The 12836-nt window shown below is 69.9% G+C and carries 12 protein-coding genes and 1 riboswitch; of the genes, 8 read left to right on the top strand and 4 right to left on the bottom strand.

Translation table 11 applies throughout. The features are described from left to right. Nucleotides 1–87: 87 nt before the first annotated feature. Together nagA and LK06_RS18250 are read right to left on the bottom strand one after the other, a co-directional pair. A complete protein-coding gene (gene nagA, locus LK06_RS18245; protein ID WP_039654783.1) occupies nucleotides 88–1230 on the bottom strand; it encodes an N-acetylglucosamine-6-phosphate deacetylase in 1143 nt (380 codons plus the stop codon). Then, the gene (locus LK06_RS18250; RefSeq protein WP_267894087.1) at nucleotides 1230–2303 is read right to left on the bottom strand and encodes an ROK family protein; all 1074 of its coding nucleotides are present in this window, start codon (nucleotides 2301–2303) and stop codon (nucleotides 1230–1232) included. Before LK06_RS18250 ends, nagA begins: the two co-directional genes overlap by 1 nt. A gap of 132 nt (nucleotides 2304–2435) precedes the next feature. On the opposite strand from LK06_RS18250, the gene LK06_RS18255 reads away from it, so the two are divergent. Genes LK06_RS18255 through otsB form a run of 3 tightly spaced genes read left to right on the top strand, consistent with a single transcriptional unit; the run spans nucleotide 2436 to nucleotide 4891 of the window. Further along, nucleotides 2436–3707, top strand: a complete 1272-nt coding sequence (locus LK06_RS18255) for an extracellular solute-binding protein (RefSeq protein ID WP_174673994.1) — start codon at nucleotides 2436–2438, stop codon at nucleotides 3705–3707. A gap of 35 nt (nucleotides 3708–3742) precedes the next feature. After that, a complete protein-coding gene (locus tag LK06_RS18260) occupies nucleotides 3743–3979 on the top strand; it encodes a DUF3263 domain-containing protein (RefSeq protein ID WP_043432794.1) in 237 nt (78 codons plus the stop codon). Nucleotides 3980–4015: 36 nt separating this feature from the next. After that, nucleotides 4016–4891 carry a trehalose-phosphatase gene (otsB, locus tag LK06_RS18265; RefSeq protein WP_039654785.1) on the top strand — a complete coding sequence of 292 codons (876 nt, stop codon included), beginning with the start codon at nucleotides 4016–4018 and terminating at the stop codon, nucleotides 4889–4891. On the opposite strand, the gene LK06_RS18270 is transcribed toward otsB, so the two are convergent. Then, on the bottom strand, nucleotides 4879–6324 hold the full coding sequence (locus tag LK06_RS18270) for an alpha,alpha-trehalose-phosphate synthase (UDP-forming) (protein ID WP_039654786.1): 1446 nt from the start codon (nucleotides 6322–6324) through the stop codon (nucleotides 4879–4881). The two genes, otsB and LK06_RS18270, sit on opposite strands and share 13 nt — an antisense overlap. 176 nt (nucleotides 6325–6500) lie before the next feature. Here LK06_RS18270 and LK06_RS18275 point away from each other — a divergent pair, with 176 nt between their 5' ends. Beyond that, nucleotides 6501–7211 (top strand): hypothetical protein, encoded by a 711-nt coding sequence (locus LK06_RS18275; RefSeq protein WP_086083389.1) that lies wholly within the window; start codon nucleotides 6501–6503, stop codon nucleotides 7209–7211. Between the two features lie 82 nt (nucleotides 7212–7293). Here the strand turns inward: LK06_RS18275 and LK06_RS18280 are convergent, their stop codons facing one another. Next, entirely contained in the window at nucleotides 7294–8238 is a 945-nt protein-coding gene (locus LK06_RS18280) for a glucosyl-3-phosphoglycerate synthase (protein ID WP_039654787.1), read from the bottom strand. A gap of 130 nt (nucleotides 8239–8368) precedes the next feature. Then, nucleotides 8369–8511: riboswitch (SAM riboswitch) on the top strand. Between the two features lie 17 nt (nucleotides 8512–8528). On the opposite strand from LK06_RS18280, the gene thrC reads away from it, so the two are divergent. The 4 genes from thrC (at nucleotide 8529) to groL (ending at nucleotide 12654) form a co-directional block, all read left to right on the top strand. Continuing rightward, nucleotides 8529–9812: a threonine synthase gene (gene thrC, locus LK06_RS18285; RefSeq protein ID WP_039654788.1), complete on the top strand. Its 1284-nt coding sequence runs from the start codon at nucleotides 8529–8531 to the stop codon at nucleotides 9810–9812. Next, nucleotides 9809–10084 (top strand): MoaD/ThiS family protein, encoded by a 276-nt coding sequence (locus LK06_RS18290; RefSeq protein WP_039654789.1) that lies wholly within the window; start codon nucleotides 9809–9811, stop codon nucleotides 10082–10084. The genes thrC and LK06_RS18290 overlap by 4 nt, the downstream gene beginning before the upstream one ends. A gap of 442 nt (nucleotides 10085–10526) precedes the next feature. Then, nucleotides 10527–10730 (top strand): cold-shock protein, encoded by a 204-nt coding sequence (locus LK06_RS18295; protein ID WP_004986573.1) that lies wholly within the window; start codon nucleotides 10527–10529, stop codon nucleotides 10728–10730. A 298-nt stretch (nucleotides 10731–11028) separates the two neighbouring features. Then, nucleotides 11029–12654, top strand: a complete 1626-nt coding sequence (groL, locus tag LK06_RS18300) for a chaperonin GroEL (RefSeq protein WP_039654790.1) — start codon at nucleotides 11029–11031, stop codon at nucleotides 12652–12654. The last annotated feature ends 182 nt before the right edge of the window (nucleotides 12655–12836 follow it).

Below are 12836 nucleotides of genomic sequence, written 5' to 3' on the forward strand. Positions count from 1 at the left end.
ATCGGTTTCCGGGGTCACGATCATGCCAAAGAGACAGCGGCCGGCCCAGTCACGGGTCGGCCGCTGCCGGGGAAGAAGACGGACGGATCAGGCCAGTTGGGGAGCGACCACCCATTCGCCCCGGCGCATCACGCCCTTGAGGTCGAAGTCCGCGTCCAGCAGGACCAGGTCGGCGTCCTTGCCGGGCTCCAGGGAGCCGATGCGGTCGGCGAGGCCGAGTAGGCGGGCCGGGTTGGCGGACAACGCCGTCACCGCGTCCTGCACCGGCAGCCTGTCGATGGTCACTGCCCGCTTGAACGCGCGGTCCAGGGTGAGCGTGGAGCCCGCGATCGAGCCACCGTGCACCAGCCGGGCCACGCCCTCGCGCACCTCGACCTCCAGCGGGCCGAGCAGGTAGCGGCCGTCGCCGGAGCCGGCCGCGTCCATCGCGTCGGTGATGAAAGCCACCCGGCCCGGACCTGCGTGGTGGAAGGCCAGCTCCAGCGCGGCGGGGTGGAGGTGTGTGCCGTCGTTGATCAGTTCCACCGTCACGCGCTCGTCCTCCAGTAGCGCGGCGATCGGGCCGGGTGCGCGGTGGCCCAGGGCGGGCATGGCGTTGAAGAGGTGGGTGGCGACCGTGGCGCCCGCGCCGATCGCCTCGACCGTCTGCTCGTAGTCGGCGTCCGTGTGCCCGATCGCGGCGATCACACCGTGTTCGGCGAGCAGCCGTACGGAGTCCACGCCGCCCGGAAGTTCGGCGGCGAGGGTGACCATCTTCGCCGTGCCGCGCGCCGCGTCGATCAGCTTGCGGACCTCGGACGGGTCCGGGTCGCGCAGCAGTTCCTCGGAGTGCGCGCCCTTGCGGCACGGCGAGATGAACGGTCCCTCGAAGTGGATGCCGGCGATGTCGCCCTGCTCGGCCAGTTCGCTCAGCAGTCCCGCCTGCCGTACCAGCAGGTCCATCTCGTCGGTGACGGTGGAGGCGACCAGGGTGGTGGTGCCGTGCTCGCGGTGGGTGCGGACGGCGGTCAGCACGTCCTGCGCCGTGCCGGAGAACGACGCTCCGCCACCGCCGTGGTTGTGGATGTCGACGAAACCCGGGACCAGCCAGTGGCCGGTCACGTCGAGGACATCGGCGTCCTCGGTGGCCGTGGCCGCGATCTTCGTGCCCTCGACGACCACGCGCCCGTCGTCCACCACCCCGGTGGGCAGTACCACCCGAGCACCTGCGAGAACCAAGTGGGGAGCCATCAGGCGGTTACCTCCGAGAGGTCGGTGGGACCGGCGGAGCCGGTGGGGGCGGCTGGGGTGGTGGGATCGGTGCGACCGATGGGATCAGAGCGGGTGGGATCAGAGCGGGTGGGATCAGAGTGGGCGGGATCAGAGTGGGTGGGATCGGTGGATCCGGCGGCGTCGAGGAGGTCGCGGGCCAGGAGCCCCGCGCCCAGGCAGCCGGCGGTGTCGCCGAGCGCGGCGGGGACGACGGTCGGCAGCTTCTGGAAGGTGACCCGCCGTCGGATGCCGTTCCGCAACGGCTGGAACAGCACGTCCCCCGCCTCGGCCAGGCCACCACCGATGATCAGCGTGCGCGGGTCCAGCAGGGTGAGCGCGGTGACCAGCCCGTCGGCGAGGGCGTCCACCGCCTCCTGCCACACCCGAACGGCGTTCGGGTCACCGGACGCGACGGCCTTGGCGCAGTCGGCGGCGTCCGCGTCCGGATCCCCGCAGACCGCGGCCCAGGCTTCGCTGACGGCGGATGCGGAGGCGTAGCGTTCCAGACAGCCGTGCTGGCCGCACGGGCAGGGAACGCCCTGCGGCCGTACGACAATGTGGCCGATCTCGCCGGCGAAGCCGTGGGCGCCCGCCTCCACCCGTCCGTCCAGGCCGATGGCGCCGGCGATGCCGGTGCCGAGCGGCACGAACAGGAACCGGTCGGCGCCCTGCCCCGCGCCGATCCGCCCCTCGGCCAGTCCGCCGGTGCGTACGTCGTGGCCGAGGGCGACGGGCACCCCGAGGCGTTCGGCGAGCAGGGCGCGCAGCGGGACGTCCCGCCAGCCGAGGTTGGCCGCGTACGCGGCTATGCCGTGCCGTTCGTCGACGATGCCGGGGACGGCGATTCCGGCCGCGGCGGCCGGCTCGCCGTAGTGCTCAACGCCGTATGCGCGCAGTTCGGCGGCGAAGTCGAGGATCGCCGCGATCACCGCGTCCGGTCCGCGTTCGCGGCCGGTGGCGCGACGGTCGCGGTGCAGCAGCGCACCGTCGTCGCCGACGAGAGCGGCCTTCATCCCGGTACCGCCCACGTCGAGGGCGATGACATGTCTCACCACGGGCCCTAGTGTGACCCTCACACCCGGGAGAGGTCTAGTCCACTCACGTGGTGTAGACCTTATGTGTCCATATATTGAACGGTCAGACAGCAGGTTGGGGCTTTGACGGTGGGTCGGCGTACGGCAGGAATGATCGCGGTGGTGTCCGCACTGGGCATGGCGGCGGTACTGGGCGGCTGCGGGAGCACCGGCTCCTCCGACGTGACCCTCAGACTAGTGGCGGCCGACTACGGTGACTCCGCCGCCAACAGTTCAAAGAAGTACTGGGACAACCTGGTCGATGACTACGAGTCCCAGCACCCCGGCGTGAAGATCGACGTCAGCGTCTACTCCTGGAACGACGTCGACCGCAAGGTCAAGGACATGGTCGACGCCGGGCACGCCCCCGACCTGGCCCAGATAGGCGCCTACGCCGACTACGCTGCCGCCGGCAAGCTCTACCAGGCCTCCGAGCTGCTCTCCATCCGCACCCAGGCGGACTTCCTCTCCCAACTCTCCGACGCCGGCGAATGGCAGCACACCCAATACGGCATCCCCTTCGCCGCCTCCACCCGGGTGCTCTTCTACAACAAGACCCTGTTCGCCAAGGCCGGCATCACCCCGCCCACCACCTGGGACGAACTGGCCGCTGACGCCGCGGCGCTCAAGGACAAGGGCGTGAAGTACCCCTACGCTCTGCCCCTCGGGCCCGAGGAGGCCCAGGCCGAGACCATGCAGTGGCTGCTGAGCGGCACCGACGCCGAGTCCGGCGGTAGCGGCTACACAGACGATGTCGGCACGTACCACATCAACTCCCAACAGAACGTCAACACCTTCACCTGGCTCAAGGACGACCTGGTCGGCAAGGGTCTGACCGGTCCGGACGCCCCCGGCAAGTTCAACCGTGCGGATGCCTTCACCGCCTTCGCCGACGGCCAGGTCGGCATGCTCAACGGCCACCCCGCACTGATCCAGCAGGCCACGAAGAAGGGCGTGAAGTTCGGCATGGTGCCCACTCCGGGACGCACCGGTACGTCCCGGGCCTCGATGGGCGTCTCCGACTGGATGATGGCCTTCAAGCAGAACGGGCACGCCGAGCAGATCGGCGACTTCCTCAACTTCGTCTACGCCGAGAAGAACGTCCTGGCCTTCTCCCGGGAGTACGGGCTGCTCCCGGTCACCAGCTCCGCCTCCAACGTCATGAGCGCGTCGGACGCGGCCCCCGACAAGGCCCTGCACCCCTTCCTCGACCAGCTGCCCACCTCCGAGCTGTACCCCGTCGGCAAGACCTCCTGGGCGGCGGTCAGCGCGGCCGTCAAGAAGGGCATCGGTCAGGCGGTCGCCCCCGGCGGCAGCCCCTCCACGATCCTCACCCGCCTCCAGGCGACGGCGACGACGGCCGACAGCAACGACGCGAGCTGAGCGGGCCGCCACCGCCCGGCGCTACGGTGGCCTCCATGGAACCCCCAACGGAACTGGGCCGGCGCGAACAAGCCGTCCTCGCGCTGGAGCGCCGGGGCTTCTTCGGCCCCGGTGCGAAGGAACGGGCGATACGCGAGGAGCTGGATCTGTCACCGGTCCGCTACTACCAGCTCCTCAACGCCCTGCTGGACGACGAGCGGGCACTGGCCCACGACCCGGTGACCGTGAACCGTCTGCGCCGGGTCCGTGAGGCCCGGCGTTCCGAACGCTGAGGAGTGGACCCGGTCCCGCGCGGATAGTGTCGCCGTATGGGTACCCATACGACGGACTCGACGGACCCGACCAACCCGATGGACCCGCTGCCGGTTCCCGCGACCCAGGCCGGCCGGGACGGACTCGCCGCCCTGCTCGCCAGCCCCCGCACCGCGGTGATCGGCCTGGACTTCGACGGCACCCTCGCCCCGATCGTCGCCGACCCCGATCAGGCCCGTGCCCACCCCGAAGCGGTCCCCGCGCTCGCCGCGCTCGCTCCCGGGGTGGCCTCGGTCGCCGTGATCACCGGCCGGCCCGCCGGGGTGGCGGTGCGGTACGGGGGTTTCGCCGGCGTCCCCGGCCTGGAACACCTGACCGTTCTCGGCCACTACGGTGCCGAACGCTGGGACGCGGTCACCGGCACGGTCAGCGCACCCGCCCCGCACCCCGGTGTGGCGGCGGCCCGCGCGGAGCTGCCGGGCCTGCTGGACCGTGCGGGTGCCTGGCCCGGCACCTGGATCGAGGAGAAGGGCCGGGCGGTCGCCGTCCACACCCGCCGGGCCACCGACCCCCAGGCCGCGTTCGAGGCCTTGCGCGTCCCCCTCACCGACCTCGCCACCCGCCACGGCCTGATCGTCGAACCCGGCCGGATGGTCCTCGAACTGCGGCCACCGGGCATGGACAAGGGCATGGCGCTTGGCGAATACGTCCGCGAGATCGGCGCCGAGTCGGTCCTCTACGCCGGCGACGACCTCGGCGACCTCCCCGCCTTCGCCGCCGTCGACAAACTCCGTTCCGACGGCGTCCCCGGCCTCCTGGTCTGCAGCGGCAGCACCGAAGTCACCCAACTGTCCGACCGGGCGGACCTGGTGGTGGACGGCCCGGCGGGGGTGGTACGGCTGCTGCGCGCGCTCGCCGCTCAGCTCGGTTGATCGACCAGGGCGTGCAACTGGTCCAGGAACCACTGAGCGGGCGGCAGCGCGGTGGCCGCCGCGGCCAGCCTCTTCGAACGCTCCGCCCGCTCGGCCTCCGGCAGCATCAGTGCCTCGTGCAACGCCGCCGCCGTGCCGGTGATGTCGTACGGGTTCACCACGATCGCGTCCTCGCCCAGTTCCTCGTACGCGCCCGCCTCCCGCGACAGCACCAGGGCACAGCCCTCGTCGGAGACGACCGGGATCTCCTTGGCGACCAGGTTCATCCCGTCCCGGATCGGGTTGACGAGTGCCACGTCGGCGAGCCGGTAGGCGGCCAGGGACCGGGCGAAGTCGTCCTTGACGTGGAGTACGACCGGCGTCCAACCCACCGTGCCGTAGCGCGAGTTGATCTCCTGGGCCACCCGCTGCACCTCGGCCGTGTAGGTCCGGTAGACCTCCAGGTCCTGCCGGGAGGGGTAGGCGAAGGCCAGGTGGACGACCGTCTCCCGCAACTCGGGGCGGTCCTCCAGTAGCTGCCGGTACGCCAGCAGACCGCGCACGATGTTCTTGGACAGCTCGGTGCGGTCCACCCGGACGATCGTCCGGCGCGCCGTGCCGTCGGGAGCCGAGCCGATCTCCTTCCGCAGCACCGCCATCCGCTGCTCCACGTCGGGCTCGTGCGCCCGCTTGCGCAGGAAGTCGGCGTCCGCGCCGAGCCCGTGCACACCGATCCGGGTCCCGGACGGGATGCCGGGCCCCAGCACCGCGTGACAGCAGTCGGTGAAGGCGTCCGCCCACCGATGGGTGAGGAACGCCGCGCGGTCCGCGCCCAGGATGCCGGTCAGTAGCTCGGCCGCGATGTCGTCGGGCAGCAGGCGGAAGTAGTCCGGCGGCGCCCACGGGGTGTGCGAGAAGTGGCCGATGCGCAGGTCGGGACGGAGCCGGCGGAGCATCCGGGGGGTGAGGGCCAGGTGGTAGTCCTGGACCAGCACCGCCGCACCCTCGGCCGCCTCCTGCGCCAGGGCCTCGGCGAACGCCTGGTTGTAGGCCTCGTACGACGCCCACCGTCGCCGGAACTCCGCGTCGAAGACCGGTTCCAGCGGTGTCTGGTACAGCATGTGGTGGACGAACCAGAGCACCGAGTTGGCGATGCCGTTGTAGGCGTCGGTGTGCAGGGCCGCCTCGACGTCGAGCATCCGCACCAGCTGCCCGCCCGTCGCCTCGATCGGCAGCCGGCGCCCGCCGTGCGAACGCCGTACCGCCTCCCGGTCGGCGTCGTCCAGGGCCGCGCACACCCACAGGGCGTTGCTGCCCGGCCCGATGGCCGACAGCCCCGAGACCAGCCCGCCGCCGCCCCGCCTGGCGTGCAACGAGCCGTCCTCGCGCACCTGATACGAAACCGGGCCGCGATTGGACGCGACCAGCACCTCAGCACTGTGCGTGGAAGCCATGGTCCTCACCCTAGCCCGGCAGCGAAACGCCCAAACGTGCGCAGGGGCCGCACGGGAATTCGGCGTGTTTCCTCACGGCTCCGGCCGATTCCCGGTCCATCCCGTCCCACCGATTGTGAAGATCATATGCAGAGAGGGAGGATGCGTGAACGCATAGCGACGAGGGGGGAACTTTCATGATCGACATTCGGATGCGCGACCGGAGAGCCGTCGGTCCGGTCGCGCTGGTGGCCGCCGCCGCGCTGGCCCTCGCCGGCTGCCAGGGCGGGGATGAGGGCACGAAGCCCGAACAGAAGCCGACCCCGGTCGCCACCGCCTCGGCGGCCGGCAGCCCGACGCCCACACCCACGTCCACCCCCGCGCCCACGACGTCCCCCACCCCCACCGTCGCCACCCTGCGCGACCAGGCGGGCGGAACCGTCGGGCGGGCCGTCACCGCCGCCAGGGGCAGGGGGCTGCACTACGCCGTGTACCTCCAGGGCACCGGTGCGTCGCTCCACGGCGGCGGGAGACGCGCCACCTCCTGGGGCACCGGCGAGAAGGTCTGCCGTCAGATCGACGACCCCACCGATGTCAACAGCACCTTCGACGTGGCCTTCGTCATCGCCCGGGACGGGCGCGACTGCGCGGGCAGGCTGCTGCACACACCGACACCGACACCGGTTACGACGCCCTCCAGGAACAGCACCGGCGGCGGTGGCAGCGGGACGGGCGGCACCACCACGACCTGCGCGATCACCAGCCCCGCGGGCAACTGCTACGCCGACGGGCAGTTCTGTGCCACGCGGCACCACGGACTGAGCACCTACGGCAAGGGCGGCGAGTACCTGACCTGCGAGCGGGACTCCGCCGGCGTCTGGCGCTGGTCCGACGGCCGGGCCGGCTGAGCCTCCGGGCACCGGGCAGTGGGCGGGGGCCGCACCCCGGGCCGGGCCGTATACAGCCGTTCCCCAGCCTCGCGCACCGACCTCATGCCACCCGCCGCGCCGCGTACTCGGCGATCTCCGCCATCGGCGGTCGTTCCTCGGTGTCCACCGAATAGGTGCGCGGCTCGAAGCCGTCCTCGCCCCGCTCGAACTGGGTGAGGGCGGGCCGCAGCAGGTGTCCGCGGGCCAACCGGAGCTGCGCCGTGCGGTAGATCGCGGCGGCCATGCGGCCCAGGGCCTGCCCGTCCTGGTGGCGGTGCTTGCGCACTCCGACATCGACCTGGGCCAGCGCGTCCAGGCCCACCAGGTGCAGGGCGTCCACCAACATGCCCAGCTCCACTCCGTAGCCCACCGGGAACGGCAGCTGTTCCAGCAGGGTTCGGCGGGCCGCGTACTCGCCGCCCAGCGGCTGCACGAAACCGGCCAGTTGCGGCCAGTGCATGTTCAGCAGCGGGCGGGCCATCAGCTCGGTGACCCGGCCGCCCTGGCCCGCCGCGGCACCGAGCGGCCGGTCGTACATGCCCTTGACCAGGTCGACGTCCGGGTCGGTGAGCAGTGGGCCGACGATCCCGGAGACGAAGTCGGAGCAGAACTCCTTCAGGTCCGCGTCGATGAAACAGAGGATGTCCCCGCTGGTCACCAGGAGCGAGCGCCACAGGACCTCGCCCTTGCCGGGGACGGCCGGCAGTCGGGGCAGGATGTCGTCGCGGTGGACGACCCGAGCGCCTGCGCCGGCGGCGACCTCGGAGGTGCGGTCGGTGGAGCCGGAGTCGACGACGACGATCTCGTCGACGAGCGGGATCTGATCCACCAGGTCATGACGTATGACCGCGACGATGTCGCCGACCGTCTCCTCCTCGTTGAGCGCGGGCAGCACCACGCTGATCGTCTGGCCGGTGCGCTGTTTCGCGGCCAGCACCTTGTGCAGCGGCCGATCGGTCACGGACCAGGAGCGGGTGCTCAGCCAGCGCTCGACTTCTTCCAGCACGGTCTGCGGCTCCTCACGGTTGTCTCGCGGTTCGGACGACTATCTCAACTGTCCTGGCCTTCGGTTACAGTCTTGAACAACGCCGGTGACCATCGCATGTCCGAGGTCGCCCGCGCCGACAACCGCATACAGCTCATCCAGAGGGGCAGAGGGACACGGCCCGATGAAGCCCCGGCAACCCTCCAGTCGGTACTCGTCTTCGTAGCGAGGCTCCCGGCTAGGGAAGGTGCCAAATCCGTCTCACGGCGAGGTGCGTCGTGAGGAAGATGAGGAGAAAGGGCCTCGCCTCCATGGCTGTGCAGACAGTTGCAAGCTCCGGTCATCCCACCGTCGACCTCGGTTCCGCAGCGGCTTTGAGCTGCCGCGAGTGCAGTCACCGCGTGCCGCTCGGCCCGGTCTTCGCCTGCGAGGAGTGTTTCGGCCCACTGGAGATCGCTTACGACTTCTCCGCCTACGACACCGAGGAACTGCGCCACCGCATCGAGGCCGGCCCCGCGAACGTCTGGCGTTACGCGCCGCTGCTGCCCGTCCCCGCCAACGTGGCCGACAGGCCCCACCTCAACCCGGGATGGACCCAGCTGGTCAAGGCCGACAACCTGGCGCGCGAACTGGGCGTCACCGGTGGTCTGTACGTGAAGGACGACTCCGGCAACCCGACGCACTCCTTCAAGGACCGGGTCGTCGCCCAGGCACTGGAGGCTGCCCGCGCCTTCGGCTTCACCACGCTCTCCTGTTCCTCCACCGGCAACCTGGCCGGTGCCGTCGGTGCCGCCGCCGCCCGGGCCGGCTTGCGCTCCTGCGTGTTCATCCCGCACGACCTGGAGCAGGGCAAGGTCGTCATGGCCGCGGTCTACGGCGGCGAACTCGTTGGCATCGAGGGCAACTACGACGACGTGAACCGGTTCTGCTCCGAGCTGATCGGTGATCCGGCCGGTGAGGGCTGGGGCTTCGTCAACGTCAACCTGCGGCCGTACTACGCCGAGGGCTCCAAGACGCTGGCGTACGAGATCTGCGAGCAGCTCGGCTGGCGGCTCCCGGACCAGATCGTCGTCCCGATCGCCTCCGGCTCTCAGCTCACGAAGATCGACAAGGGGCTGCAGGAGCTGATCAAGCTCGGTCTGGTCGAGGACCGGCCGTACAAGATCTTCGGTGCGCAGGCCGAGGGCTGCTCGCCGGTGTCCACCGCCTTCAAGGCCGGTCACGACGTGGTCCGTCCGCAGAAGCCGGACACCATCGCCAAGTCCCTCGCCATCGGTAATCCGGCCGACGGGCCGTACGTCCTCGACATCGCGCGCCGGACGGGCGGTGCGGTGGAGGACGTGACGGACGCGGAGATCGTCGACGCCATCAAGCTGCTGGCCCGTACAGAGGGCATCTTCGCCGAGACGGCCGGTGGTGTGACCGTCGGCGTCACGCGCAAGCTGCTCAAGGACGGCGTGCTGGACCCGGGCAAGACCACGGTCGTGCTCAACACCGGCGACGGCCTGAAGACCCTGGACGCGGTGGCCGGCACCGGCCTCACCGCCACCATCCGCCCGACCCTGGACTCCTTCCGAGAGGCTGGCCTCGCATGAGCGTGACCGTTCGCATCCCCACCATTCTGCGCACCTACACGGGCGGTCGGGCCGAGGTGCCGGCCGACGGCGCGACCCTCGCCGAGGTCATCGAGGACCTGGAGAAGAACCACACCGGGATCGCCGCCCGGGTGCTCGACGACCAGGGCAAGCTGCGCCGGTTCGTCAACGTCTACGTCAACGACGACGACGTCCGCTTCGAGCAGGGCCTTGAGACGGTGACTCCGGACGGCGCCGGTGTCTCCATCATCCCGGCGGTCGCCGGAGGCTGACCACGCCTCTCAATTACCTTGGGTAACCTCGGTTACCCACTGTTCATCCGATTGCCCCCTCCGTGAGAGAAACGGAGGGGGCAATTCTGTGTGGTTGAGCGCGATAGAGTTGGGGAACGCGGTCGCGACCTTCGGGTCGCGAGCCCCGGATTCATGCCGCATGCCCGACAAGAAGTAGCCAAACTGTGGGGGTTTTATGCGGCTTTTCTTGGCTTTTGTGGGGCCCGACTTGCCCTGAAGTCAGGTGAATTCTCACTACATTCCGGACCGTTCGCGTCCAGAATTCTCGTCCGATTGACCTGTTGCAGACGGCAGTTGGACAGATACATTCAGCCGCGGTCGACGCGTTCCGGCGCACGCCCCCGTCTGAATAGGGGGTGAGGTCTGACCCGGGTCCGCGAGGTGTGGATCTGTGCAAGGGCCAGTAATAGGGGAGTTAGGCATGGCTCAGGGCACCGTCAAGTGGTTCAACGCGGAGAAGGGGTATGGCTTCATCGCGGTCGACGGTGGTGCGGACGTCTTCGTCCACTACAGCGCGATTCAGATGGACGGCTACCGCACCCTGGAAGAGGGCCAGCGGGTCGAGTTCGAGATCTCGCAGGGCCAGAAGGGCCCGCAGGCCGACATGGTTCGCGTCACCGCCTGAACGTTTCTTGCACGAAGGGCCCGCACCGGAACACGGTGCGGGCCCTTCGTCGTGCCCTGGTTCTGCCGTTCGCGCGTGGCTGACGGGGCCGGTCGCATGTCGGGAGGCGCTTGCACTCGACCATGCCGAGTGCTAATCATTGCGTTAGCACTCTGAAGGTGAGAGTGACAGCGAAGGACCGGGTCGGTGAGGCCCGCGGGCCAGGTGGGGCAAGGAACCACGCGGCCGGCGAGCCGTCCGTCGCGGGCGCGGGCGCGGTCCGAAGGAATCACCCCCAGTCCTGGAGGGACCACTTCACATGGCCAAGATCATCGCGTTCGACGAGGAGGCGCGGCGCGGCCTCGAGCGCGGCATGAACCAGCTCGCGGACGCCGTCAAGGTGACCCTCGGCCCCAAGGGCCGCAACGTCGTCCTCGAGAAGAAGTGGGGCGCCCCCACGATCACCAACGACGGCGTCTCCATCGCCAAGGAGATCGAGCTCGAGGACCCGTACGAGAAGATCGGCGCCGAGCTGGTCAAGGAAGTCGCCAAGAAGACGGACGACGTCGCCGGTGACGGTACGACCACCGCGACCGTGCTCGCCCAGGCCCTGGTCAAGGAGGGCCTGCGCAACGTCGCCGCCGGTGCCAACCCGATGGCCCTGAAGCGCGGTATCGAGAGGGCTGTCGAGGCCGTCTCCGCCGCCCTGCTGGAGCAGGCGAAGGACGTCGAGACCAAGGAGCAGATCGCCTCCACCGCGTCCATCTCCGCCGCCGACACCCAGATCGGCGAGCTGATCGCCGAGGCCATGGACAAGGTCGGCAAGGAAGGTGTCATCACCGTCGAGGAGTCCCAGACCTTCGGTCTGGAGCTGGAGCTCACCGAGGGTATGCGCTTCGACAAGGGCTACATCTCGGCCTACTTCGCCACCGACATGGAGCGTATGGAGGCGTCGCTCGACGACCCGTACATCCTCATCGCCAACTCCAAGATCTCCTCGGTCAAGGACCTGCTCCCGCTCCTGGAGAAGGTCATGCAGTCGGGCAAGCCGCTGCTGATCATCGCCGAGGACGTCGAGGGCGAGGCCCTGTCCACCCTGGTCGTCAACAAGATCCGGGGCACCTTCAAGTCCGTCGCCGTCAAGGCCCCGGGCTTCGGTGACCGCCGCAAGGCCATGCTCGGCGACATCGCCATCCTCACGGGCGGCGAGGTCATCTCCGAGGAGGTCGGCCTCAAGCTGGAGAACGCGACCCTGGACCTCCTGGGCCGCGCCCGCAAGGTCGTCATCACCAAGGACGAGACCACCATCGTCGACGGTGCCGGCTCCTCCGAGCAGGTCAACGGCCGGGTCAACCAGATCCGCGCCGAGATCGAGAACAGCGACTCCGACTACGACCGCGAGAAGCTGCAGGAGCGCCTGGCCAAGCTGGCCGGCGGTGTCGCGGTCATCAAGGCCGGTGCCGCCACCGAGGTGGAGCTCAAGGAGCGCAAGCACCGCATCGAGGACGCCGTCCGCAACGCCAAGGCGGCCGTCGAGGAGGGCATCGTCGCCGGCGGTGGCGTGGCCCTGCTGCAGACCACCAGCGTCTTCGAGAAGCTGGAGCTGGAGGGTGACGAGGCGACCGGCGCCCAGGCCGTGAAGCTCGCCCTTGAGGCTCCGCTGAAGCAGATCGCCGTCAACGCCGGCCTTGAGGGTGGCGTCGTGGTGGAGAAGGTCCGCAACCTCACCCCGGGTCACGGCCTGAACGCCGCGACCGGTGAGTACGTCGACCTGGTCGCCGAGGGCATCATCGACCCGGCGAAGGTGACCCGTTCCGCGCTGCAGAACGCCGCCTCCATCGCCGCCCTGTTCCTCACCACCGAGGCCGTCATCGCCGACAAGCCGGAGAAGGCAGCCGCTGCGCCGGCTGGCGGCGGCATGCCGGGCGGTGACATGGACTTCTGATCGCCCCGAGGGTTGATCAACGTCCTTACCGAGGGCGGCACCCCCTGCCATGGCAGGGGGTGCCGCCCTCGGGCGTGTCCGGGCTGGAGCCTTCGCGTGGGCGGGATCACAGGAGGCGTGCCCCGGGCGCGGAATGCCGGCGGCCGGCACTCAGTTGCTTGAGAAGGTGCAACGATGCGTGC

This window comes from Streptomyces pluripotens (assembly GCF_000802245.2).
GTDB classification, from domain to species: domain Bacteria; phylum Actinomycetota; class Actinomycetes; order Streptomycetales; family Streptomycetaceae; genus Streptomyces; species Streptomyces pluripotens.

Excerpts from the sequence above, each read along its gene's own strand:
- nagA (WP_039654783.1), bottom strand. The coding sequence starts at position 1,230 with ATGGCTCCCCACTTGGTTCTCGCAGGTGCTCGGGTGGTACTGCCCACC.
- LK06_RS18255 (WP_174673994.1), top strand. The coding sequence starts at position 2,436 with ATGATCGCGGTGGTGTCCGCACTGGGCATGGCGGCGGTACTGGGCGGC.
- LK06_RS18260 (WP_043432794.1), top strand. The coding sequence starts at position 3,743 with ATGGAACCCCCAACGGAACTGGGCCGGCGCGAACAAGCCGTCCTCGCG.
- otsB (WP_039654785.1), top strand. The coding sequence starts at position 4,016 with ATGGGTACCCATACGACGGACTCGACGGACCCGACCAACCCGATGGAC.
- LK06_RS18270 (WP_039654786.1), bottom strand. The coding sequence starts at position 6,324 with ATGGCTTCCACGCACAGTGCTGAGGTGCTGGTCGCGTCCAATCGCGGC.
- LK06_RS18275 (WP_086083389.1), top strand. The coding sequence starts at position 6,501 with ATGATCGACATTCGGATGCGCGACCGGAGAGCCGTCGGTCCGGTCGCG.
- thrC (WP_039654788.1), top strand. The coding sequence starts at position 8,529 with ATGGCTGTGCAGACAGTTGCAAGCTCCGGTCATCCCACCGTCGACCTC.
- LK06_RS18290 (WP_039654789.1), top strand. The coding sequence starts at position 9,809 with ATGAGCGTGACCGTTCGCATCCCCACCATTCTGCGCACCTACACGGGC.
- LK06_RS18295 (WP_004986573.1), top strand. The coding sequence starts at position 10,527 with ATGGCTCAGGGCACCGTCAAGTGGTTCAACGCGGAGAAGGGGTATGGC.
- groL (WP_039654790.1), top strand. The coding sequence starts at position 11,029 with ATGGCCAAGATCATCGCGTTCGACGAGGAGGCGCGGCGCGGCCTCGAG.